This is a genomic window from Nocardioides halotolerans DSM 19273 (assembly GCF_000422805.1).
Classification (GTDB): Bacteria; Actinomycetota; Actinomycetes; order Propionibacteriales; family Nocardioidaceae; genus Nocardioides; species Nocardioides halotolerans.
On the sequence record NZ_AUGT01000009.1, the window covers coordinates 562,537 to 584,079 of the forward strand.

At 70.6% G+C, this 21,543-nt stretch carries 32 protein-coding genes; 29 read left to right on the forward strand and 3 right to left on the reverse strand.

The window, feature by feature from the left end; genetic code table 11:
• The first annotated feature begins 1 nt into the window (after position 1).
• From rplP to rplQ, 25 genes are all read left to right on the forward strand, one after another.
• Positions 2 to 421 carry a 50S ribosomal protein L16 gene (rplP, locus tag G514_RS0102570; protein WP_028650486.1) on the forward strand — a complete coding sequence of 140 codons (420 nt, stop codon included), beginning with the start codon at positions 2 to 4 and terminating at the stop codon, positions 419 to 421.
• A complete protein-coding gene (rpmC, locus tag G514_RS0102575; protein WP_028650487.1) occupies positions 421 to 666 on the forward strand; it encodes a 50S ribosomal protein L29 in 246 nt (81 codons plus the stop codon). Before rplP ends, rpmC begins: the two co-directional genes overlap by 1 nt.
• Complete coding sequence (gene rpsQ, locus G514_RS0102580; RefSeq protein WP_051246536.1) at positions 663 to 959, forward strand: 30S ribosomal protein S17; 297 nt, start codon at positions 663 to 665, stop codon at positions 957 to 959. Before rpmC ends, rpsQ begins: the two co-directional genes overlap by 4 nt.
• Positions 959 to 1,327, forward strand: a complete 369-nt coding sequence (gene rplN, locus G514_RS0102585) for a 50S ribosomal protein L14 (RefSeq protein ID WP_028650489.1) — start codon at positions 959 to 961, stop codon at positions 1,325 to 1,327. Before rpsQ ends, rplN begins: the two co-directional genes overlap by 1 nt.
• Positions 1,327 to 1,728 carry a 50S ribosomal protein L24 gene (rplX, locus tag G514_RS0102590; protein ID WP_051246539.1) on the forward strand — a complete coding sequence of 134 codons (402 nt, stop codon included), beginning with the start codon at positions 1,327 to 1,329 and terminating at the stop codon, positions 1,726 to 1,728. The genes rplN and rplX overlap by 1 nt, the downstream gene beginning before the upstream one ends.
• Positions 1,728 to 2,351 carry a 50S ribosomal protein L5 gene (rplE, locus tag G514_RS0102595; RefSeq protein WP_084151712.1) on the forward strand — a complete coding sequence of 208 codons (624 nt, stop codon included), beginning with the start codon at positions 1,728 to 1,730 and terminating at the stop codon, positions 2,349 to 2,351. The genes rplX and rplE overlap by 1 nt, the downstream gene beginning before the upstream one ends.
• A 15-nt stretch (positions 2,352 to 2,366) precedes the next feature.
• Positions 2,367 to 2,552 carry a type Z 30S ribosomal protein S14 gene (locus G514_RS0102600; RefSeq protein WP_011757321.1) on the forward strand — a complete coding sequence of 62 codons (186 nt, stop codon included), beginning with the start codon at positions 2,367 to 2,369 and terminating at the stop codon, positions 2,550 to 2,552.
• A gap of 76 nt (positions 2,553 to 2,628) precedes the next feature.
• Entirely contained in the window at positions 2,629 to 3,036 is a 408-nt protein-coding gene (gene rpsH / locus G514_RS0102605) for a 30S ribosomal protein S8 (protein ID WP_028650492.1), read from the forward strand.
• Positions 3,037 to 3,060: 24 nt separating this feature from the next.
• Entirely contained in the window at positions 3,061 to 3,603 is a 543-nt protein-coding gene (gene rplF / locus G514_RS0102610) for a 50S ribosomal protein L6 (RefSeq protein ID WP_028650493.1), read from the forward strand.
• Between the two features lie 2 nt (positions 3,604 to 3,605).
• Positions 3,606 to 3,989, forward strand: coding sequence for a 50S ribosomal protein L18 (gene rplR, locus G514_RS0102615; RefSeq protein WP_028650494.1), 384 nt, complete (start codon positions 3,606 to 3,608; stop codon positions 3,987 to 3,989).
• 61 nt (positions 3,990 to 4,050) lie between these two features.
• Complete coding sequence (gene rpsE, locus G514_RS0102620) at positions 4,051 to 4,674, forward strand: 30S ribosomal protein S5 (RefSeq protein ID WP_028650495.1); 624 nt, start codon at positions 4,051 to 4,053, stop codon at positions 4,672 to 4,674.
• The gene (gene rpmD, locus G514_RS0102625) at positions 4,674 to 4,856 is read left to right on the forward strand and encodes a 50S ribosomal protein L30 (RefSeq protein ID WP_028650496.1); all 183 of its coding nucleotides are present in this window, start codon (positions 4,674 to 4,676) and stop codon (positions 4,854 to 4,856) included. The genes rpsE and rpmD overlap by 1 nt, the downstream gene beginning before the upstream one ends.
• A gap of 1 nt (position 4,857) precedes the next feature.
• Positions 4,858 to 5,298 (forward strand): 50S ribosomal protein L15, encoded by a 441-nt coding sequence (gene rplO, locus G514_RS0102630; protein ID WP_028650497.1) that lies wholly within the window; start codon positions 4,858 to 4,860, stop codon positions 5,296 to 5,298.
• Between the two features lie 273 nt (positions 5,299 to 5,571).
• On the forward strand, positions 5,572 to 6,867 hold the full coding sequence (gene secY / locus G514_RS0102635) for a preprotein translocase subunit SecY (RefSeq protein ID WP_028650498.1): 1,296 nt from the start codon (positions 5,572 to 5,574) through the stop codon (positions 6,865 to 6,867).
• Between the two features lie 16 nt (positions 6,868 to 6,883).
• Entirely contained in the window at positions 6,884 to 7,459 is a 576-nt protein-coding gene (locus G514_RS0102640; RefSeq protein WP_028650499.1) for an adenylate kinase, read from the forward strand.
• A 19-nt stretch (positions 7,460 to 7,478) separates the two neighbouring features.
• On the forward strand, positions 7,479 to 8,294 hold the full coding sequence (map, locus tag G514_RS0102645; protein WP_028650500.1) for a type I methionyl aminopeptidase: 816 nt from the start codon (positions 7,479 to 7,481) through the stop codon (positions 8,292 to 8,294).
• 775 nt (positions 8,295 to 9,069) lie between these two features.
• Positions 9,070 to 10,059 carry a TerC family protein gene (locus G514_RS0102655; protein WP_028650501.1) on the forward strand — a complete coding sequence of 330 codons (990 nt, stop codon included), beginning with the start codon at positions 9,070 to 9,072 and terminating at the stop codon, positions 10,057 to 10,059.
• A 33-nt stretch (positions 10,060 to 10,092) separates the two neighbouring features.
• Positions 10,093 to 11,133: an LLM class flavin-dependent oxidoreductase gene (locus G514_RS0102660; RefSeq protein WP_028650502.1), complete on the forward strand. Its 1,041-nt coding sequence runs from the start codon at positions 10,093 to 10,095 to the stop codon at positions 11,131 to 11,133.
• Between the two features lie 244 nt (positions 11,134 to 11,377).
• Positions 11,378 to 11,599 carry a translation initiation factor IF-1 gene (gene infA / locus G514_RS0102665; protein WP_011757309.1) on the forward strand — a complete coding sequence of 74 codons (222 nt, stop codon included), beginning with the start codon at positions 11,378 to 11,380 and terminating at the stop codon, positions 11,597 to 11,599.
• Positions 11,600 to 11,628: 29 nt separating this feature from the next.
• Positions 11,629 to 11,742 (forward strand): 50S ribosomal protein L36, encoded by a 114-nt coding sequence (rpmJ, locus tag G514_RS0102670; protein ID WP_004008316.1) that lies wholly within the window; start codon positions 11,629 to 11,631, stop codon positions 11,740 to 11,742.
• 266 nt (positions 11,743 to 12,008) lie between these two features.
• Positions 12,009 to 12,383, forward strand: a complete 375-nt coding sequence (gene rpsM, locus G514_RS0102675) for a 30S ribosomal protein S13 (RefSeq protein WP_028650503.1) — start codon at positions 12,009 to 12,011, stop codon at positions 12,381 to 12,383.
• 7 nt (positions 12,384 to 12,390) lie between these two features.
• A complete protein-coding gene (rpsK, locus tag G514_RS0102680; protein WP_028650504.1) occupies positions 12,391 to 12,792 on the forward strand; it encodes a 30S ribosomal protein S11 in 402 nt (133 codons plus the stop codon).
• Positions 12,793 to 12,816: 24 nt separating this feature from the next.
• Positions 12,817 to 13,425, forward strand: a complete 609-nt coding sequence (gene rpsD, locus G514_RS0102685) for a 30S ribosomal protein S4 (protein WP_028650505.1) — start codon at positions 12,817 to 12,819, stop codon at positions 13,423 to 13,425.
• An 85-nt stretch (positions 13,426 to 13,510) separates the two neighbouring features.
• Positions 13,511 to 14,530 carry a DNA-directed RNA polymerase subunit alpha gene (locus G514_RS0102690; protein ID WP_028650506.1) on the forward strand — a complete coding sequence of 340 codons (1,020 nt, stop codon included), beginning with the start codon at positions 13,511 to 13,513 and terminating at the stop codon, positions 14,528 to 14,530.
• 133 nt (positions 14,531 to 14,663) lie between these two features.
• Entirely contained in the window at positions 14,664 to 15,305 is a 642-nt protein-coding gene (rplQ, locus tag G514_RS0102695) for a 50S ribosomal protein L17 (protein ID WP_028650507.1), read from the forward strand.
• A 48-nt stretch (positions 15,306 to 15,353) separates the two neighbouring features.
• Here rplQ and G514_RS24475 read toward each other — a convergent pair whose 3' ends face one another.
• Both G514_RS24475 and G514_RS30580 read right to left on the reverse strand, forming a co-directional pair.
• Positions 15,354 to 16,244 (reverse strand): ketopantoate reductase family protein, encoded by an 891-nt coding sequence (locus G514_RS24475; protein WP_051246542.1) that lies wholly within the window; start codon positions 16,242 to 16,244, stop codon positions 15,354 to 15,356.
• A complete protein-coding gene (locus G514_RS30580; protein WP_028650508.1) occupies positions 16,241 to 16,450 on the reverse strand; it encodes a hypothetical protein in 210 nt (69 codons plus the stop codon). The genes G514_RS24475 and G514_RS30580 overlap by 4 nt, the downstream gene beginning before the upstream one ends.
• Before the next feature lie 35 nt (positions 16,451 to 16,485).
• On the opposite strand from G514_RS30580, the gene G514_RS0102710 reads away from it, so the two are divergent.
• Positions 16,486 to 17,394: a carbohydrate kinase family protein gene (locus tag G514_RS0102710; RefSeq protein WP_028650509.1), complete on the forward strand. Its 909-nt coding sequence runs from the start codon at positions 16,486 to 16,488 to the stop codon at positions 17,392 to 17,394.
• A 17-nt stretch (positions 17,395 to 17,411) separates the two neighbouring features.
• Here G514_RS0102710 and G514_RS0102715 read toward each other — a convergent pair whose 3' ends face one another.
• Positions 17,412 to 19,118, reverse strand: coding sequence for an NAD(P)/FAD-dependent oxidoreductase (locus G514_RS0102715; protein WP_028650510.1), 1,707 nt, complete (start codon positions 19,116 to 19,118; stop codon positions 17,412 to 17,414).
• Positions 19,119 to 19,185: 67 nt separating this feature from the next.
• Between G514_RS0102715 and truA the strand changes: the two genes are divergently transcribed.
• From truA to G514_RS0102730, 3 genes are read left to right on the forward strand one after another with little or no spacing between them, the layout of a single operon-like run.
• Positions 19,186 to 19,989, forward strand: coding sequence for a tRNA pseudouridine(38-40) synthase TruA (gene truA, locus G514_RS0102720; RefSeq protein ID WP_028650511.1), 804 nt, complete (start codon positions 19,186 to 19,188; stop codon positions 19,987 to 19,989).
• Complete coding sequence (locus G514_RS0102725) at positions 19,982 to 20,593, forward strand: class I SAM-dependent methyltransferase (RefSeq protein ID WP_028650512.1); 612 nt, start codon at positions 19,982 to 19,984, stop codon at positions 20,591 to 20,593. Before truA ends, G514_RS0102725 begins: the two co-directional genes overlap by 8 nt.
• On the forward strand, positions 20,590 to 21,504 hold the full coding sequence (locus tag G514_RS0102730; protein ID WP_028650513.1) for a phosphotransferase family protein: 915 nt from the start codon (positions 20,590 to 20,592) through the stop codon (positions 21,502 to 21,504). Before G514_RS0102725 ends, G514_RS0102730 begins: the two co-directional genes overlap by 4 nt.
• Positions 21,505 to 21,543 lie beyond the last annotated feature (39 nt).

The following is a 21,543-nucleotide window of genomic DNA, read 5'->3' on the forward strand; positions in this document are numbered from 1 at the left end:
GATGTTGATGCCACGACGGATCAAGCACCGCAAGCAGCACCACCCCACGCGCGGCGGTGCCGCCAAGGGTGGCACCCGCCTCGCCTTCGGTGAGTTCGGCATCCAGGCGGTCGAGGGGCACTACGTCACCAACCGGCAGATCGAGTCCGCTCGTATCGCCATGACGCGCCACATCAAGCGCGGCGGCAAGGTGTGGATCAACATCTACCCCGACCGCCCGCTGACCAAGAAGCCCGCCGAGACCCGGATGGGCTCCGGCAAGGGCTCGCCCGAGTGGTGGATCGCCAACGTCAAGGCCGGCCGAGTGATGTTCGAGCTCTCCGGCGTCGACGAAAGCGTCGCCCGCGAGGCGATGCGTCGCGCGATGCACAAGCTGCCGATGAAGTGCCGCTTCATCACCCGAGAGGCTGGTGAGTTCTGATGGCGTCCGGTACCAAGGCCCACGAGCTCGACGAGATGAACGACGTCGACCTCGAGACCAGGCTGCGCGAGGCCAAGGAGGAGCTCTTCAACCTCCGCTTCCAGGCGGCCACCGGCCAGCTGGAGAGCCACGGCCGGCTCCGCACGGTCAAGAAGGACATCGCCCGGATCTACACCGTGGTGCGCGAGCGTGAGCTCGGCATCCGGGTCGCGCCGGGCTCCAACGACGAGGACACCGACCAGTGACTGAATCCGCGAACGACACCGTGACCGGCGCCGCCGCGCACGACCGCCGCAGCCGCAAGGTCCGCGAGGGCCTGGTGGTCAGCGACAAGATGGACAAGACCGTCGTCGTGGCCGTCGAGGACCGCGTCAAGCACGCGCTCTACGGCAAGGTGCTGCGCCAGACCTCGCGCCTGAAGGCCCATGACGAGCAGAACGAGTGCGGCACCGGTGACCGGGTCCTGATCATGGAGACCCGCCCGCTGTCCGCCACGAAGCGCTGGCGCGTCGTTCAGGTTCTGGAAAAGGCGAAGTAATGATCCAGCAGGAGAGCCGTCTCAAGGTCGCCGACAACACCGGCGCCAAGGAGATTCTGTGCATCCGTGTCCTCGGTGGCTCGGGCCGGCGCTACGCCGGCATCGGTGACACCATCGTGGCCACGGTCAAGGACGCCATCCCCGGCGGCAACGTCAAGAAGGGCGACGTCGTCAAGGCGGTCGTGGTCCGCACCGTCAAGGAGCGTCGCCGCCCCGACGGGTCCTACATCAAGTTCGACGAGAACGCCGCGGTGATCCTCCGCCAGGACGGCGAGCCGCGCGGCACCCGCATCTTCGGCCCGGTGGGCCGCGAGCTGCGCGACAAGCGGTTCATGAAGATCATCTCGCTGGCACCGGAGGTGCTGTGATGGCCCAGAGCCCCAAGAGCCAGAGCCCCAAGAAGGCCCAGCCCAAGAGCCTCAACATCAAGAAGGGCGACACCGTCAAGGTCGTCGCCGGTCGTGACAAGGGCGCCGAGGGCAAGGTCATCCAGGTGCTCCGCGAGGAGCACCGGGTGATCGTCGAGGGCGTCAACCGCGTCAAGCGGCACACCAAGGTCGTCAACCAGGGCGGTCGCGCCGGCAACACCGGCGGGATCATCACCGCCGAGGCGCCGATCCACGTCTCCAACGTGGTCCTGGTCGACGGCAAGGGCGTGACCCGCGTGGGCTTCCGTCGCGACACCGTCACCAAGCGTCGCCCCGACGGCTCGACCTACACCGCCGAGCGCAGCGTGCGCATCTCCCGCAAGACCGGCAAGGACATCTGATGAGCGACACCGCCACCGCGGCCCCCGAGACCGACGAGACGCCGGCCAAGCCCGCGCGCCCCTCGTCGTCCGCACCGGTGACCCCGCGACTCAAGACCCGCTACCGCGAGGAGATCCTCCCTGCGCTGCGGTCGGAGTTCGAGATCGCCAACGTCATGCAGGTCCCCGGCCTGGTCAAGATCGTGGTCAACATGGGCGTGGGCGAGGCCGCTCGCGACTCCAAGCTGATCGAGGGCGCCATCAAGGACCTCACCGCGATCACCGGCCAGAAGCCGCGCGTCACCGAGGCCCGCAAGTCGATCGCGCAGTTCAAGCTGCGCGAGGGCATGCCGATCGGCGCGCACGTCACCTTGCGCGGCGACCGGATGTGGGAGTTCCTCGACCGGCTCCTGTCGCTGGCGCTGCCCCGCATCCGCGACTTCCGCGGCCTCTCGCCGCGGCAGTTCGACGGCAAGGGCAACTACACCTTCGGTCTCACCGAGCAGGTCATGTTCCACGAGATCGACCAGGACCGCATCGACCGCAGCCGCGGCATGGACATCACCATCGTGACCACGGCCACCGACGACGACCAGGGCCGCGCGCTGCTGAAGCAGCTCGGGTTCCCGTTCCAGGACCGCTGAGGTCAGGAGAGAGACATGGCGAAGACTGCACTCAAGGTCAAGGCGGCCCGCAAGCCCAAGTTCGCGGTCCGCGGCTACACCCGTTGCCAGCGCTGCGGCCGGCCCAAGGCCGTCTACCGCAAGTTCGGCCTGTGCCGCATCTGCCTGCGCGAGATGGCGCACCGCGGAGAGCTGCCCGGCGTCACCAAGTCGAGCTGGTAGCCCCAGACCTACAACACGTCACAGGTCCCCCTGAGCCACTTCGGGGCGGAAACCAGACGAGAAGGAACACCGAACCATGACGATGACCGACCCGATCGCAGACATGCTCACCCGTCTGCGCAACGCCAACCAGGCGTTCCACGACACCGTGTCGATGCCCCACAGCAAGATCAAGGAGGGCGTCGCCGAGATCCTGCAGCAGGAGGGCTACATCGCCTCCTTCGCGGTCGCGGAGCCCGAGGAGGGCGAGGTCAGCAAGACGCTGACCATCACCCTCAAGTACGGCCGCAACCGCGAGCGCTCGCTCGCCGGCGTCCGCCGGATCAGCAAGCCCGGCCTCCGCGTCTACGCCAAGCACACCGGCCTCCCCAAGGTACTCGGTGGGCTCGGCGTCGCGATCATCTCGACGAGCCAGGGCCTGCTGACCGACCGTCAGGCCAACCAGAAGGGCGTGGGTGGGGAAGTCCTCGCCTACGTCTGGTGACGAGAGACCGAGAGAGGTAGAGAAATGTCGCGCATCGGCAAGCTCCCCGTCCCGGTCCCCGCGGGCGTGGACGTCACGATCGACGGACCCGTGGTGACGGTCAAGGGGCCCAAGGGCACCCTGAGCCACACCGTGGCTGCCCCGATCGTCGTCGAGAAGGGCGAGGACGGCGTCCTCGACGTCAAGCGTCCCGACGACGAGCGGGTCAGCAGGTCCCTGCACGGGCTGACCCGGACCCTGGTCAACAACATGGTCGTCGGCGTGACCGACGGCTACGAGAAGCGCCTCGAGATCGTCGGCGTCGGCTACCGCGTGCTGTCCAAGGGCCCCACGCAGCTCGAGTTCCAGCTCGGCTACAGCCACCCGATCGTCTTCAACGCTCCCGACGGCATCACGTTCGCGGTCGAGAACCCCACCCGCCTCGGCGTGCAGGGCATCGACAAGCAGCTCGTGGGCGAGGTCGCCGCCAACATCCGCAAGCTTCGCAAGCCCGAGCCCTACAAGGGCAAGGGCGTTCGCTACGCCGGCGAGCACGTCCGCCGCAAGGTCGGAAAGGCTGGTAAGTGACCATGGCGATCTCTCTCAAGCAGCACAAGCACACCGCGTCGCGCGTCCGCTCGCGCCTGCGCCGCCAGGCGCGGGGCCGCAAGAAGGTCGCCGGCACGGCCGAGCGCCCGCGTCTGGTCGTCACCCGGTCGTCCAAGCACATCACCGCCCAGGTGGTCGACGACGCCGTCGGCAAGACGATCGCCTTCGCCTCCACCATGGAGGGCGACCTGCGCTCGCAGTCGGGTGACAAGACCGAGAAGGCCAAGCTGGTCGGCGGCCTCGTCGCCGAGCGCGCCAAGGCAGCCGGTGTCGAGGGCGTCGTCTTCGACCGGGCCGGCAACAAGTACCACGGTCGCGTGGCCGCCCTGGCCGACGGCGCCCGCGAGGGCGGGCTGACCTTCTGATGCCCACTGCGATGTGCACTGTCACGCAGAACCAGACGACGTACGAGATGGAGAACCAGTCATGAGCGGACCCCAGCGCGGCGGAAACCGCGGCGGCGACCGGCGCGGTGGCCGCGACGACCGACGCGGACAGGGCGCCGACAAGACCGCCTACGTCGAGCGCGTCGTCGCGATCAACCGCGTCGCCAAGGTCGTCAAGGGCGGTCGCCGGTTCAGCTTCACCGCCCTCGTGGTCGTCGGTGACGGCGACGGCATGGTCGGCGTCGGCTACGGCAAGGCCAAGGAGGTGCCGGCCGCCATCGCCAAGGGCGTGGAGGAGGCCAAGAAGCACTTCTTCCGCGTGCCCCGCATCCAGGGCACCATCCCGCACCCCGTCCAGGGCGAGAAGGCCGCGGGCGTCGTCATGCTCCGCCCCGCCGCTCCCGGTACCGGCGTCATCGCCGGTGGCCCGGTGCGCGCCGTGCTGGAGTGCGCCGGCATCCACGACATCCTGAGCAAGTCGCTCGGGTCGTCCAACCAGATCAACATCGTCCACGCGACCGTCGAGGCGCTGCGCATGCTCGAGCAGCCCGAGGCCGTCGCCGCCCGTCGCGGCCTGCCAGTCGAGGACGTCGCCCCGGCGGCGCTCCTCAAGGCCCGGGCCGAGCAGCCTGCCGCCGTGCCGGCGGCGGAGGTGTCGTCCTGATGGCTCAGCTCAAGGTCCAGCAGAAGCGCTCGACGATCGGCTGCAAGGCCAACCAGCGCGAGACCCTGCGCACGCTCGGTCTCAAGCGCATCGGCGACGTGGTCGTCAAGGAGGACCGTCCCGAGATCCGGGGCATGGTCCACACCGTCCGTCACCTCGTGACGGTCGAGGAGGTCGACTGACATGACGCTCAAGCTCCATCACCTGCGCCCCGCGCCCGGTGCCAGGACCGCGAAGACCCGGGTGGGTCGCGGTGAGGCCTCCAAGGGCAAGACGGCCGGCCGTGGCACCAAGGGCACGAAGGCCCGTTACCAGGTCCCGTCCGCCTTCGAGGGCGGCCAGATGCCGATCCACATGCGGCTGCCCAAGCTGAAGGGCTTCAAGAACCCCTTCAAGGTCGAGTTCCAGGTCGTCAACCTCGACCGCCTCGGCGAGCTCTTCCCCGAGGGTGGCGAGGTCACCGTCGACGCGCTCGTCGCGAAGGGCGCCGTCCGCGACGGCCACCCGGTCAAGGTGCTCGGCCAGGGCGACATCTCGGTCAAGGTCGACGTCACCGCCCAGGCGTTCTCCGCCTCCGCCAAGGAGAAGATCGAGGCCGCCGGCGGAACCGTCACCGTCTCATAGGCCATGACCCCCGATCCCCGCCCAGCTACGCGCCGCCCCACGGGCGCTCCGCGGCGTTGCCGACTCTCGGTAGACGACCCCGGGTATGCCTTCGAGCCGGCGCCTTGCGGAGCATCCCGTGGATGCGACGCGTAGCGAGGACGGGAACCGGGGGGCATGACCGACCGTTGGCTCTGTCGGGCCTCCGGCCCCGCTGGGTTAGGCTGCCGTGGTGCTCCGGACGCGTGTGATCGCGTCCGGACCTACCGGGCTGAACACGAATAGAGGATCTCTGTGCTGACCGCGTTCGCGAACGCATTCCGGACTCCGGATCTGCGGCGCAAGCTGCTGTTCGTCCTGATGATCATCGTGGTCTTCCGGGCCGGCTCGCAGATCCCGGCACCCGGCGTCGACGTCGGCAACGTCCAGTCGTGCATCAGCGACGTGGACAACACCGGCCTCTACAGCCTGATCAACCTGTTCTCCGGTGGTGCGCTGCTCCAGCTGACCATCTTCGCGCTCGGGATCATGCCTTACATCACGGCGAGCATCATCCTGCAGCTGCTGGTCGTGGTGATCCCGCGGCTGGAGGCCCTCAAGAAGGAGGGCCAGTCCGGCCAGACCAAGATCACCCAGTACACCCGCTACCTGACCCTCGGCCTCGCGCTCCTCCAGGCGACCGGCATCGTGGCGCTCGCCCGCTCGGGCAACCTCCTCCAGGGCTGCGACAAGAGCCTGCTGCACGACAACGGCACCCAGACCTTCCTGGTCATGGTGATCACGATGACCGCCGGCACCGCGGTCATCATGTGGCTCGGCGAGCTCATCACCGAGCGCGGCGTCGGCAACGGCATGTCGATCATGATCTTCACCCAGGTCATCGCGACCTTCCCGACGACGCTGTGGGCGGTCGGCCAGGACAAGGGCTGGTGGATCTTCAGCATGGTGCTGGCGATCGGCCTCGTGATCGTCGCCGCCGTCATCTTCATCGAGCAGGCCCAGCGCCGCATCCCCGTCCAGTACGCCCGGCGGATGGTCGGCCGCAAGATGTTCGGCGGCAGTTCGACCTACATCCCGCTGAAGGTGAACCAGGCCGGCGTCATCCCGGTCATCTTCGCCTCGTCGCTGCTCTACCTGCCGGCGATGGCCGCCCAGTTCAACCAGACCAACAACTCGGCCTGGGTGCGGTTCATCAACAACTACCTCGTGCGGGGCAACCACCCGCTCTACATGCTCACGTTCTTCCTGCTCATCGTCTTCTTCACGTATTTCTACGTCTCGATCACCTTCAACCCCCAAGAGGTGGCGGACAACATGAAGAAGTACGGCGGCTTCATCCCCGGGATCCGGGCGGGCAAGCCGACCGAGGACTACCTGTCCTACGTCCTGTCCCGCATCACGCTGCCGGGCTCGCTGTACCTCGGGTTGATCGCCCTGATCCCGTTGATCGCGCTCGTGCTCGTCAACGCGAACCAGAACTTCCCCTTCGGTGGCACGTCGATCCTCATCATGGTGGGCGTCGCACTCGACACGGTGAAGCAGATCGAGAGCCAGCTCCAGCAGCGCAACTACGAAGGATTCCTGCGCTGATGACACCGAGCACCCAGTGCGTCTGCTGATCATGGGCCCGCCGGGGGCGGGCAAGGGGACCCAGGCGAAGTTCATCGCCGAGCACTTCAAGATCCCGGCCATCTCGACCGGCGACATCTTCCGCGCCAACGTCTCCCAGGGCACCCCGCTCGGGATCGAGGCGAAGCGCTACATGGACCAGGGCGAGTACGTCCCCGACGAGGTCACCAACCTCATGGTCCGCAACCGGATCGACGACCCCGACGCGGTGTCCGGGTTCCTGCTCGACGGCTACCCGCGCACCCAGGCGCAGGTCGACGAGCTCGACGGCATGATCGCCTTCACCGGTCACCGCCTCGACGCCGTGGTGGTGCTGACCGCCGACCGCGACGAGATCGTCACCCGCCTGCTCCAGCGGGCCGAGGTCGAGGGCCGCGCCGACGACACCGAGGACGTCATCCGGCGCCGGCAGGAGGTCTACGCCGAGGAGACCGAGCCGCTCATCGAGATCTACCGCGACCGGGGGATCCTGATCGAGGTCGACGGCATGGGCGAGGTCTCCGAGGTCACCCAGCGGATCTTCGAGGCGCTCGACGGGCTCCCCGAGTCCTGACCGCTCCCCACCTCCCGTGATGAGCTGGCGCGACCGCGGGGTCGAGATCAAGACCCCTGAGCAGATCGCCTCGATGCGCCGTGCCGGGCTGGTCGTCTGTGACGCCCTCGAGGCGCTGCGGGCCGCGGTCCGCCCGGGGGTGAGCACCGCCGAGCTCGACGCGATCGCCGACGACGTGATCCGCTCGGCCAGCGCCACGCCGTCGTTCAAGGGCTACCAGGGCTTCCCGGCCTCCATCTGCGCCTCGGTCAACGAGCAGGTCGTGCACGGCATCCCGGGCGACCTGCGCCTGGCGGAGGGCGACCTGGTCTCGCTCGACTGCGGCGCGATCGTCGACGGCTGGCACGGCGACGCGGCGATCACGGTGCCCGTCGGGCAGGTGGCGCCCGAGCTGCTCGCCCTGGTCGCCGACACCGAGGCAGCCATGTGGGCCGGGATCGCGGCGGCGCGGGCCGGCCGCCGGGTCGGTGACATCTCCGCGGCGGTCGAGGCGCTGCTCCGCGCCCGGGGCGGCTACGGCATCGTCGAGGACTACACCGGCCACGGCATCGGCACCGCGATGCACCAGCCTCCCGACGTACCCAACACCGGCCGCGCCGGCCGCGGCGCCCGCCTGGTGCCGGGCATCGCGCTCGCCGTCGAGCCGATGGTGACGCTCGGCGGCCCCGACACCGACGAGCTCGACGACGGGTGGACCGTCGTGACGACCGACGGCTCGTGGGCGGCGCACGCCGAGCACACCTTCGCGCTCACCGAGCGGGGCGCCTGGGTGCTCACGGCCCGGGACGGCGGCGAGGCCGAGCTGACCGCCCTCGGGGTCCCGTTCGGGGGCTGACTGGATACCCCCGCGAGCTCCGGCCCCCAATCCGCGGGCTGACTTGTTACCCCCGCGAGCTTCGGCCCCCAGTCCGTGGCGCCAGCTTCGCGGCGCCTGGCTCGCTGGCGCTCGCTGCGGCGCAGGCGCCACGGCCCGGAGGCCGATCGCGGGGCGCCTCGCTGCGCTCGGAAAGGCCGGGTCGCTGCGCTCCCACGCTCCCATTGGCTGACTTGTTACCCCCGCGAGCTTCGGCCCCCAGTCCGTGGCGCCAGCTTCGCGGCGCCTGGCTCGCTGGCGCTCGCTGCGGCGCAGGCGCCACGGCCCGGAGGCCGATCGCGGGGCGCCTCGCTGCGCTCGGAAAGGCCGGGTCGCTGCGCTCCCACGCTCCCATGCTGGATACCCCCGCGAGCTTCGGCCCCCAATCCGCGGCGACTGCTCGCTTCGCTCGCGGCGCCTTGCTCGCTGCGCTCGCTGCGGCGCGGGCGCCACGGCCCGGAGGCCGATCGCGGGGCGCCTCGCTGCGCTCGGAACTACCGGGTCGCTGCGCTCCCACCGCTCCCATGGAGTTCGGGGCGCTCACGACGCGTGAGTGTCTCGCTGCCGCGAACGGCGACTACGTCCTCATCGGCCACGACCGGTAGGGTCGGCGCGAAGAGGGGAGTACTCCTTCGCCGCGAGATCGTCAGCACGAGCGCCAGCCCCCGGGCTTGCCTCCGGGCTCGCGGGTCACCCCACAGGTGGCGGAAGAGACCTCTGAAGGTCTGCCGTCCCCTGACACCCCTGGAGCTGACCCTTGGACGTCTCACCCCTCGTCTGGATCCTCACGATCGGGATCACCACCGGCCTGCTGCTGGTCGACGTGTTCATCGTCGGGCGGCGCCCGCACGAGCCCTCCACGCCGGAGGTCACCCGGCACCTCATCTTCTTCATCTCGCTCGCGGTGGTGTTCGGCATCGGGGTGTGGGTGCTCGCCGGAGGCCAGTACGGCGGCGAGTTCTTCGCGGGCTGGCTGACGGAGTACTCGCTCTCGATCGACAACCTGTTCATCTTCATCATCATCATGACCAAGCTGCAGGTGCCGCGGCAGTACCAGCAGACCGCGCTCCTCATCGGGATCGTCATCGCCCTGGTCATGCGCGGGATCTTCATCGCGGTCGGCGCGGCGGCGATCAACCAGTTCAGCTGGGTCTTCTACATCTTCGGCCTCTTCCTCGTCTGGACGGCCTACAAGCTCGCCAAGGACGACGACCTCGACGAGACCCAGTACGACGAGCCCCGCATCGTCCGCTTCGCCCGCACGCACCTGCGGGCCACCGACGAGTGGAACGGCGTCAAGCTCTTCCTGCACGAGAACGGCAAGCGGCTGGCGACGCCGATGTTCGTCGTCGTGCTGTCGCTCGGCGTGACCGACCTGCTGTTCGCGCTGGACTCGATCCCGGCGATCTACGGGCTCACCAAGGAGCCCTACCTGGTCTTCACCGCCAACATCTTCGCGCTGATGGGGTTGCGCCAGCTCTACTTCCTCATCGGCGACCTGCTCCAGCGGCTGGTCTACCTGTCCTACGGGCTCGCCGTGCTCCTCGCGTTCATCGGCGTGAAGCTGATCCTGCACGCGATGCACGAGAACGAGCTGCCCTTCATCAACGGCGGCCACCACGTCGGCTGGGCGCCCGAGATCCCCATCTGGCTCTCGTTGGTCGCGATCGTCGGGATCCTCGGCGTGACCACCGTCCTGAGCCTGATGAAGGACGCGCGCGACCGGCGTGCCGCGGCAGCGGAGTGACGGAATAGTGCGGGACCCCGCCGGGGTTGTGTCGTGGTGAGTGGCCTCCAGCTGTCCGTGCTCGACCTCGTCCCGGTCCGCACCGACCAGTCGACGTCGGACGCCTTGTCGGCGACGCTGTCGTTGGCCCGCGCTGCCGACGAGCTCGGCTACCACCGCTACTGGCTGGCCGAGCACCACAACATGCCGGCGGTCGCGGCCACCAACCCGCCGGTGCTCATCAGCATGGTCGCCTCGGCGACGTCCCAGATCCGCGTGGGTTCCGGCGGCGTGATGCTGCCCAACCACGCGCCGCTGGTGGTCGCCGAGCAGTTCGCGCTGCTCGAGGCCGCGCACCCCGGGCGGATCGACCTCGGGATCGGCCGGGCACCCGGCACCGACCCGGTGACGTCGTTCGCCCTGCGCCACGGCGCCGGCGGGGTCAGCGACGAGGCCGTCACGCGGTTCCCGGAGTACGTCGACAACGTCCTCGCGATGATGGAGCCCGAGGGCGTCGGGCTGAGCGTGGCCGGCCGCACCCACGCGCTGCGGGCCACCCCCGAGGCCCGGTCGGTGCCGACGATCTGGCTGCTCGGCTCCTCCGACTACTCAGCCCGGCTGGCCGCGGAGAAGGGGATGCCCTACGTCTTCGCCCACCACTTCTCCGGCTCCGGCACCGCCGAGGCGTTGGAGCTCTACCGCTCCGGCTTCCGGCCCTCGGAGGCGCTGGCCGAGCCGCGCACCTTCCTCACCGTCAACGCCGTGGTGGCGGAGACCGCGGAGGAGGCCGAGCGCCGCGCGCTGCCCAACCTGCTCATGATGGTCGCGCTGCGCACCGGCTCGCCGCTCGGCCCGCAGCTGCTGGTGGAGGAGGCCGAGAAGGTCGACGTCCCCGACGCGCACCGCCCGCCGATGGAGGCCATGCGGTCGCGCTGGGTGGTGGGCGACCCCGCGAGCGCCCGCGCCCAGCTCGAGGACCTCGCCGCGACGTACGCCGTCGACGAGGTGATGGTGCACCCGGTCGCCGCCGCCCACGAGGGCACCGACCCCGCCCGCAGCCCGGCCCGCGAGGAGACGCTGCGCCTGCTGACGTGAAGTTGGGGTTTCACGCGGGCCCGCACTAGACTGACGAGTCGGCCCAACATGGGTCCGTCCTGTGGTGCCTCGCGGCTGCCCGGACTCCAGGCTCACAGCCTCGCACGAGCGGGCTCTGACCTGTGTCCGGGGATGAGGCCCTCCGGATGGCTGCATGAGGTCCACCCGGCACGAGCAGCACGCCGGGAGGTTCCCGGGCCGAACGGTAGACAACGATTCCAACCACGTACCACCAAAGGGAGACATGCCGAAGAAAGAAGGCGTGATCGAGATCGAGGGCACCGTCGTGGAGGCCCTCCCCAACGCGATGTTCCGCGTGGAGCTCAGCAACGGGCACAAGGTTCTCGCCCACATCAGCGGCAAGATGCGCCAGCACTACATCCGGATCCTCCCCGAGGACCGCGTGGTGGTGGAGCTCTCTCCCTACGACCTGACCCGCGGTCGGATCGTCTACCGGTACAAGTAACGCCTCTCCAGCCGAAAGAAGGACTGACCGTGAAGGTCAACCCGAGCGTCAAGCCGATCTGTGACAAGTGCAAGGTGATCCGTCGCCACGGCCGCGTCATGGTGATCTGCGAGAACCCGCGTCACAAGCAGCGGCAAGGCTGAAGCCACGCGCGACGAAGGAGCGCGGGGCGTCTCAGCCGCAGACCGAGAAGGCCCTCCGGCCGAGCCTGCGAGGCCGGAACGGGCGTCGAGATCCAGAAGGATCGAAGACGCCGCACCACACAACTGAACACCTCACATCGTGATCGCTAGTCCGTCCTCCCGACGGATGAAGCCACCTCCGGAGCAGACGGCCGGAGCCCGGGTCAGCAACGACCGGGACGCGACACGACCGACACCGCTGCGAACCACGTAAGGAAACACCACACATGGCACGCCTCGTTGGTGTGGACCTCCCGCGCGACAAGCGCATCGAGGTCGCACTCACCTACATCTACGGCATCGGCCGTACCCGCGCCCAGCAGCTCCTCGCCGCGACCGGCGTCGACCCCAACGCTCGGGTCCACGAGCTGGGCGACACCGAGCTCGTCAGCCTCCGCGACGCGATCGAGTCCCAGTACAAGATCGAGGGTGACCTCCGTCGCGAGGTCCAGGCCGACATCCGCCGCAAGATCGAGATCGGCTCCTACCAGGGCCGTCGCCACCGCCAGGGCCTGCCGGTCCGCGGTCAGCGCACCAAGACCAACGCTCGCACCCGCAAGGGCCCGAAGCGCACCGTTGCCGGCAAGAAGAAGGCGAAGTGATCTAGAGATGCCCCCCAAGACTCGCGCGACGGCCAAGAAGGTCCGCCGCAAGGAGAAGAAGAACATCGCTCAGGGCGAGGCCCACATCAAGAGCACGTTCAACAACACGATCGTCACCATCACCGACCCGACCGGCGCGGTGATCTCGTGGGCCTCGGCCGGCACCGTCGGCTTCAAGGGCTCGCGCAAGTCCACGCCGTTCGCCGCGCAGATGGCCGCCGAGGCCGCCGGGCGCCGGGCGATGGACCACGGCATGAAGAAGATCGACGTCTTCGTCAAGGGCCCGGGCTCGGGCCGCGAGACCGCGATCCGCTCGCTGGGTGCCATCGGCCTCGAGGTCGGCACCATCCAGGACGTCACGCCCACCCCCCACAACGGTTGCCGCCCGCCCAAGCGCCGGCGCGTCTGACCCGAGACAGAAGGAGAGACTGACATGGCCCGTTACACCGGACCCATGACCAAGAAGTCGCGCCGTCTCGGTGTCGACCTCGTCGGTGGCGACGCCGCGTACGAGCGCCGCCCCTACCCGCCCGGCCAGCACGGCCGCGGGCGCATCAAGGAGAGCGAGTACCTCCTCCAGCTTCGCGAGAAGCAGAAGGCGCGCTACACCTACGGCGTCCTGGAGAAGCAGTTCCACAACTACTACACCGAGGCGTCGCGTCGTGCCGGCAAGACCGGCGACAACCTGCTGCAGCTGCTCGAGTGCCGCCTCGACAACGTCGTCTACCGCGCGGGCTTCGCCCGCACCCGTCGCCACGCGCGCCAGCTGGTGTCGCACGGCCACTTCAAGGTCAACGGCAAGAAGGTCGACATCCCGTCGTACCAGGTCTCCGCGCACGACGTCATCGACGTCCGCGAGAAGTCGCTGGAGATGACGCCGTTCATCGTGGCTCGCGAGACCCACGGCGAGCGCCACGTCCCGGCGTGGCTCGAGGCACTGCCGGCCCGGATGCGCATCCTCGTGCACTCGGTCCCGGTCCGCGCCCAGATCGACATCCCGGTCCAGGAGCAGCTCATCGTCGAGTACTACTCCAAGAAGTAGTAGTCGACGCCTTCCAACTTCACATCGCCGCCACCGCAACATTCGGGCCCGTCATATAGCGGGTGGGTCCGGGAAGGAAGAACCAGTGCTCATCGCACAGCGCCCCACCCTGTCGGAGGAGTCCGTCGACGAGTTCCGCTCGCGGTTCGTCATCGAGCCGCTGGAGCCCGGCTTCGGGTACACCCTCGGCAACTCCCTGCGCCGCACGCTGCTCTCGTCGATCCCGGGTGCCTCGGTCACGAGCATCCGGATCGACTCCGTCCTCCACGAGTTCTCGACCATCGAGGGCGTCAAGGAGGACGTCACCGAGGTCATCCTCAACCTGAAGGGTCTCGTCGTCTCCTCCGAGCACGACGAGCCGGTCACCATGTACCTCCGCAAGTCGGGTGCCGGTGACGTCACCGCCGCCGACATCACGCCCCCGGCGGGTGTCGAGGTGCACAACCCCGACCTCAAGATCGCCACGCTGTCCGACAAGGGCAAGCTGGAGATGGAGCTGGTCGTCGAGCGTGGCCGCGGCTACGTCTCGGCCGTCCAGAACAAGGGCGCCGACAACGAGATCGGCCGGATGCCGGTCGACTCGATCTACAGCCCGGTGCTCAAGGTGACCTACAAGGTCGAGGCCACCCGTGTCGAGCAGCGCACCGACTTCGACAAGCTCGTCATCGACGTCGAGACCAAGCCGTCGATCCGTCCCCGCGACGCGATCGCCTCGGCCGGCAAGACCCTGGTCGAGCTCTTCGGCCTGGCCCGCGAGCTCAACGTCGAGGCGGAGGGCATCGACATCGGCCCGTCGCCGGTCGACGAGCAGCTCGCTGCCGACCTCGCCCTCCCGGTCGAGGACCTGCAGCTGACCGTCCGGTCCTACAACTGCCTCAAGCGCGAGGGCATCCACACCGTGGGTGAGCTCATCAGCCGCTCGGAGCAGGACCTGCTCGACATCCGCAACTTCGGCGCCAAGTCCATCGACGAGGTCAAGGCGAAGCTGCACGAGATGGGCCTCTCGCTCAAGGACAGCGCGCCGGGCTTCGACCCGCACGCCGCCCTCGCGGCGTACGGCGACGACGACTACGACGACGCCTACGTCGAGGACGAGCAGCTCTGACTGGATTGCGCGAGCGTGCCGGCCGAGCGCTGTGGTCGGCACCTCGCACCAGTCACACAAGTGAAATCGGCTGACCGCACGGTCGGCCGTCTACCCCGGTACCTGACACGGCCGGAGAGATGAGAGAAGGACGATGCCCACTCCCAAGAAGGGTGCCCGCCTCGGCGGCAGCCCCTCGCACCAGAGGCTGATCGTCTCGAACCTCGCCACGGCGCTGTTCGAGCACGGCCGGATCACGACCACCGAGGCGCGCGCCCGCGTGCTGCGGCCGGTCGCGGAGAAGCTGATCACCAAGGCCAAGCGGGGCGACCTGCACAACCGGCGCGAGGTCCTCAAGACCATCCGCGACAAGTCGGTCGTGCACACGCTGTTCACCGAGATCGCGCCCACCTTCGAGGAGCGTCCCGGGGGCTACACCCGGATCACCAAGATCGGTCCGCGCAAGGGCGACAACGCCCCGATGGCGGTCATCGAGCTGGTGACCGAGAAGTACGACCCCAAGCCGGCCCGCGGCAAGAAGAAGGCCGAGCCCGCCCCGAAGACCGCCCCGGCCCCCGCGGCCGAGGAGGTCGACGAGACCGTCGACGCCCCGACCGAGCTTGCCGAGGAGGCCTCGCCCGAGGAGAGCGTGATCGCCGAGGCCGAGGTGGCCGAGGACGAGACCGCGGCTGACGAGGCTCCGGCCGACGAGGCGGCCGACGAGGCCGCCGACGAGACTCCCGCCGAGGAGTCCGCTGGCTCCGAGGAGTCCGACGAGGACGCCGACAAGGCCTGAGCTCCCACCTGATCGTTGACCCGGCGCGAACTTCGCGCCGGGTCGACGTCATTTCCGGCGGGCTGCGCGCTGGACCCGCTCGTTCGCCGGGGTCGGTACGCCGTGCAGCCGGCCGAGCAGCACGATCTCGCCGGCCCGGAAGTCGACCTCCGTGTCGAGGCCGCGGGCCAGGCTCTGGCCCAGCGAGTTCGGCCCGTCGATGCCGGGTCGGGCCTGCAGCAGGTCGCCGCGACGCTCCTGGTCGTCCTCGTGGCTCACCACCGGGATGCCGGCGGCGGCGAGGACGGCCTCGGCCTCGGCGCGGACCAGCGGCTTGAGCCGGTCGCCCTCCTCAGGCAGGACCGTGCGGACGTCACCCACGGCGTTGGTGACCAGCTTGCGGTGCTTCCACGCCATGATGTCGGGCCGGGGCACCGACTCGAAGCCGGCCGTGCGCAGGTCCGCCGAGATCCGCTCGGCGACCTCGTCGGTGCCGGAGGGGTAGCGGCCGATGTCGAGGATCCCCGGCACCGGGTGGCACTCCTGGACCACCAGGCCCGGCTCGAGGTGCTGGGCGGGCAGCATCGCGGTGATCGCGTAGGTGCGGGCGAACCGGCGCAGCGTCGCCGGCTCGTTGCTGACGCCGTTCTGCGCGCAGACCACCGGCACGTCCTCCGGCGCGTGCCGGGCGAGGTCGGCCAGCGCCGCCTCGGTCTGGTGGGACTTCACGGCGAGGACGACCACGGTGTCGTCACGCCACTCCACGCCCGCCGCCGAGTCGGTGGCAGCGACCCGGACGGTGTGCCGCCCGTCGGCGGTGTCGAGCACCAGCCCGTCCTCGCGGATCCGGGCGAGGTGCTCGCCGCGGGCGACCAGCGTGACGTCGTGCCCGGCGAGGTGCAGGCGAGCGCCGATGCCCCCACCGACGGCGCCGGCGCCGTGGACGACGTAGGAGCTCACATCACCTCGGGCTTGTTGCGCATCATCGTGACCCAGGCGAGCAGGCCGCCGCCCGAGAGCAGCAGGACCACGCCGACGATGGCGAGGGTCTGCTGGTCCTGGACCAGGCCGATGACCGCGAGCACGAGGCCCGCGAGCAGGTCGACCAGGGCCGTCAGGCCGAGGATCTTGGCGGTCTGGGCGGGCAGGCTCTCCGACGCGGTCACGGGGCGATTCTGTCACCGGCTGGTAGACACGCTCCATGGTGCGCGGCGTGCTGGTGGTCGGCGAGGCGCTGGTCGACATCGTGCGTACGCCGACCGGCGAGGAGCGCGAGCACGCAGGCGGCAGCGGCGCGAACGTCGCGGTGGCGCTGGCCAGGCTGGGCCGCCCGACGCGCATCGCGACGTGCTTCGCCGACGACCGCCACGGCCGGCTGGTCAGCGAGTTCCTCGAGCGCGCGGGGGTGGTCCTGGCGAGTGAACCGGGCGCCGTGCCGCGGACCTCGACCGCGCGGGCGTCGCTCGACGGGTCCGGTGCCGCCGACTACACCTTCGACCTCGACTGGCGGCTCTCGCCGGTCGACCCGTCCGAGGACCCGCTGGTCGCGCACACCTGCTCGCTCGGGGCGGTGCTCCCGCCGGGAGCGGACGAGGTGGTCGCGCTGCTCGCACGGCTGCGGGACCGCTCGACCATCAGCTACGACGTCAACGCCCGGCCCTCGGTGACGGGCGCCGGTGCCGAGGTCGTGGCGCGGGTCGAGCGCGTGGCTGCGGTGGCCGACCTGGTCAAGGCGAGCGACGAGGACCTCGAGGTGCTCTACCCCGGGCGGACCCTCGCCGAGGCGGTCGCCAGGCTGCTCAGGCTCGGGCCGGCCGCGGTCGTCGTGACCCGGGGCGGCGACGGCGCGCTGTGGCTGGACCGGGTCGGCACCGTCGAGATCGCCTCCCGCCCCGTGGTGGTCGCTGACACGATCGGCGCCGGCGACACCTTCGGTGCCGCACTCCTCGACGCACTGTGGGAGCGGGGCCGGCTCGGCGCCGAGCACCGGGCCGGCCTCGCGGCGCTGCCGCGGGCCGAGGTCCGTGCGGTCCTCGAGCACGCCGCCCGCGCGGCGGCCGTCACCGTGTCGCGGGCGGGCGCGGACCCGCCGTACCGCCACGAGCTGTAGCGCTCGCGGCGTGCGCCCTACGACACCGGGGCGGCCGCCACCGACTCCTCGGGGGCGGGCGCGAGGTAGGCGTGCACGAGGGGTACGACGGACGCGCCCTCGCCGCTGGCCGCCGCCACCCGCTTCATCGACCCCGCGCGGATGTCGCCGGCCGCGAAGATGCCGGGCACGGTGGTGGCCAGGTTGGCCGGTGGCAGGCCGTCGACCCACTGCTCGCGCGGGACGTCGCGCCCGGTCAGGATGAAGCTGTGCTTGTCGCGGGCCAGCTCCGGCGGCAGCCAGTCGCAGCGCGGCTCGGCGCCGAGCAGCAGGAAGAGCCCCCGGGCGATTTTGCGGGTCCGCTCTCCGGTGTTGAGGTCCTCCAGGGTCAGCCACTCGAGGGCGCCCTCGCCGCCGCCGTCGACCACGCGCGTGCAGGGCAGCACCTCGATCCGCTCCTGGTAGCCGATCTCCTGGATGAGGTAGTCCGACATGGTCTCCTCGAGACCGGGTCGCCGCACGACGATCGTCACCGACCGCGCGAACCTGCACAGGTGGAGCGCGGCCTGACCGGCCGAGTTGCCACCGCCGACCACGACGACGTCGTAGCCCTCCATCTCGCGGCCCGCGGTCATCGCGGCGCCGTAGTTGACGCCGTTGCCGACCAGCTCCTCCAGCGCCGGCACGCCCAGCTTGCGGTAGGCGACGCCGCTGGAGATCAGCACCGCCCGCGCGCGCACGCGGTCGTCGTCGCAGTGGAGCACGTGCGGGTCGCCGTCGCCGCCGGGGGCGAGGCCGGTGACCTCCCAGCCGGTGAGGAAGCGGGTGCCGAAGCGGATGGCCTGGTTGCGGGCACGCAGGGCCAGTCGCATCCCGGAGATGCCGCGCGGGAAGCCGAGGTAGTTGCGGATCATCGAGCTCGTGCCGGCCTGGCCGCCCACGGCCTCGGCCTCGAGCACGCGGACGCTCAGGCCCTCCGAGGCGGCGTAGACCGCCGCGGCCAGCCCCGCCGGACCGGCCCCGACGACCGCCAGGTCGACGACCTCGTCGGCCTGCTCCTCGGTGCGCGGGTAGATGGAGCGAGCCACGTCGCGCACCGACGTCGCCTGGATCGGGCCACGCGCGGGCGACCACACCACCGGGTACCGCGGCCGGTCGGTGCCGAGCTGCTCGAACATCTGCGGCATGAAGTCGCTCAGGTGCGGGTCGTCCGGGTCGTAGACGGCGTTCTGCATGCCCATCCGGTCGAGGAAGTCGCGGATGGCCATGGTGAGGCCGTCGTGGACGGGGGAGATGACCTTGGCGCTGACCACCTCGGGCTGCGGGACCGTCGAGGTCCAGTCCGAGAGCAGCTCGGTGATCGCGTTGTGGAACTCCTCGTCACGGTTGCCGCGCGGCATCAGCAGGTAGGCGTCGTACTTGCCGCGGGCGAGCCCCGGACGGAGCTCCTCGGCGTCGGCGAGGAAGTGGTCCCAGTGCGCGGCGATCACGCGCCGCGCGGTCGGGACGACGAGACGGAACCGGTGCACCGCCTCGAACATCTGCTGGACGTCGGGCAGCCGCGAGTCGCTCACGAACAGGGCCACGGCCTCGCCGGCGTCCTTGAGCTCCTGGGCGAGCTTCTCCGCCTCCGCACAGGAGCGGGCGGACCGCAGGGTGTAGTCGTGTCCGTACCGGCGGTAGAACACCTCGAGCAGGGTGTCGGCGTGGTGCTCGGAGACGAGGATGATCGCGGGATCTGCCACGGGCCAACCCTATGACTCCGCGGGTGACGGCGCCGCTGGCGAGATCCGGCCCTGAGAGGATGCCCGGGTGCGGATCCGCCTCGATGTCGCCTACGACGGCACGGCCTTCCACGGCTGGGCCGCGCAGCCCGGGCTGCGGACGGTCGAGGGCGAGCTCTCCGCGGCGCTGGCCACGGTCCTGCGGGTGCCGGAGGTCGCGCTCACGTGCGCCGGGCGCACCGACGCGGGGGTGCACGCGCGCGGGCAGGTCGTCCACGCCGACCTCGACTCGCTGCCCGAGGGCGACGGCTCGATGGAGCGCCTCGCGCGCCGGCTGAACGGCGTCCTCGACGCCGACGTGCGGGTGCTGCGCGCGCGCGAGGCGCCCGCGGGCTTCGACGCGCGGTTCTCGGCGCTGTGGCGTCGCTACGCCTATCGCGTCGCCGACCGGCCCGCAGCCGTCGACCCGCTGCGCCGCGCGCACGTGCTGGCCTGGCCGCGCCCGGTCGACGAGGTGGCGATGAACGCCGCGGCGCCGGCGCTGGTGGGGGAGCACGACTTCGCGGCGTTCTGCAAGCAGCGCGAGGGCGCGACGACGATCCGCACGCTGGTCGACCTGCGCTGGGAGCGCGAGCCGGACGGGTTGCTCGTGGCGCACGTGCGGGCCGACGCGTTCTGCCACAGCATGGTGCGCTCGCTGGTGGGCTGCCTGCTCGCCGTCGGTGAGGGGCGCCGTCCGGCCGAGTGGGCCGCCGAGGTGCTGGCCGCCGAGCGCCGCGACTCCGCGGTGGCCGTCGCACCCGCGCACGGGCTCACGCTCGAGGAGGTCGGCTACCCGCCGGTCGCCGAGCTCGCGGCGCGCGTCGAGGTCACCAGGGCGCGCCGTGGCTGAGCCGACCTCCGAGGACCACTACTTCTCCGCCGACCCGTCGGTGCCCTTCAGGCGTCTGCCCGTCACGGCTTCGATGTGGGGCCACGAGCTCGCCCTGACGAGCGGCTCCGGGGTCTTCGCCCAGGGCCGGCTCGACTCCGGGACCGCGGTGCTGTTCCGGGAGACGGCGCCGCCCGCTCCCGGCCGCATCGTCGACCTCGGCTGCGGCTACGGCGTGATCGGGCTGGCGATCGCCCGCGCCGTGCCGGGTGCGGTCGTCACCGGCATCGACGTCAACCAGCGGGCGGTGCTGCTCGCCAACGAGAACGCCGCCTCCCTCGGCGTGACCGACCGGTTCAGGGCCACGGACCCCGCCGGGGTGGCGGCGGACGCGGCGTACGACGAGCTGTGGTCGAACCCGCCCATCCGGATCGGCAAGGCGGCGCTGCACGACCTCCTGCTCACGTGGCTCCCACGGCTGGTGCCGGGCGGCTCGGCGACGATGGTGGTGGGCAAGAACCTCGGCGCGGACTCGTTGCAGCGCTGGCTCGGCGAGCAGGGGTTCCCGACCCGGCGAATTGCGAGTGCGAAGGGCTTCCGCGTCCTGAAGACTCTCCGGCCGTGATCACTCCGTGGGAGGACCCCGCCTGGCTGGCGGGTGCCGTGGCCTGGGTCGACGACCGGCTCGCCGGGCTCGGGCGGGAGCGCACCGGCGAGCCGGAGCAGCCGCACGTCCGCACCTGGGCCACCGCCCTGCGGGTGCCGACCGCGGAGGGCCCGGTGTGGTTCAAGGCCAACACGCCCGAGCTCCGGCACGAGGTCGCCGTCGCCGAGCGGGTCTCGGCGCGGGTGCCCGACCGGGTGCCGGCCCTGCTGGCCAGCGACGTCGCCAGCGGCTGGATGCTGATGGCCGACGCCGGCGAGCGGCTGCGCGAGGTGGTCCCCCGCGAGCAGAGCCTGGCCCGGTGGCACGACGTGCTGGCCGGGGCCGCCGACGTCGCCCGCGCCCTGGAGCCGGACGTCGACGACCTGCTCGCGGTGGGCGTCCCCGACCTGCGGCTGGCGACGCTGGCCGACCACTACGCCGCGCTGGTGGAGCGGCTCGACCTCGAGCCGAGGTTCCGCGACGCGGTGGGGCGGGTCCGCGACCTGGTCGACGAGCTCGCGTCGTACGCCGTGGTCGAGACGCTCCAGCACGACGACCTGCACGACGGCCAGGTGTTCGTGAAGGACGGGCGCAACCTCATCCTCGACTGGGGCGACGCCGTCGTGTCCCACCCCTTCTTCACCCTGTCGGTGACGCTGGAGGGCAACGTCGCGTGGGGGCTCGACGACGTGGAGGACAGCGAGGACATCGCGCCGTACGTCGACAGCTACCTCGAGCGCTACGCCCCCGACCGGCCCGAGCTCCGCGAGGCGGTGCCGGCGGCGCTGCGGCTCGGCTGGGTGGGCCGGGCGCTCAACAACCCCGACGTCAGCGGCCCCGAGCACACGCTGACGCGGCTGCGGATGTTCCTCGACGGACGGCCGGGATAGCCGCGGTCAGCGGGTCAGCGGGTCAGCGGCGACCGCCAG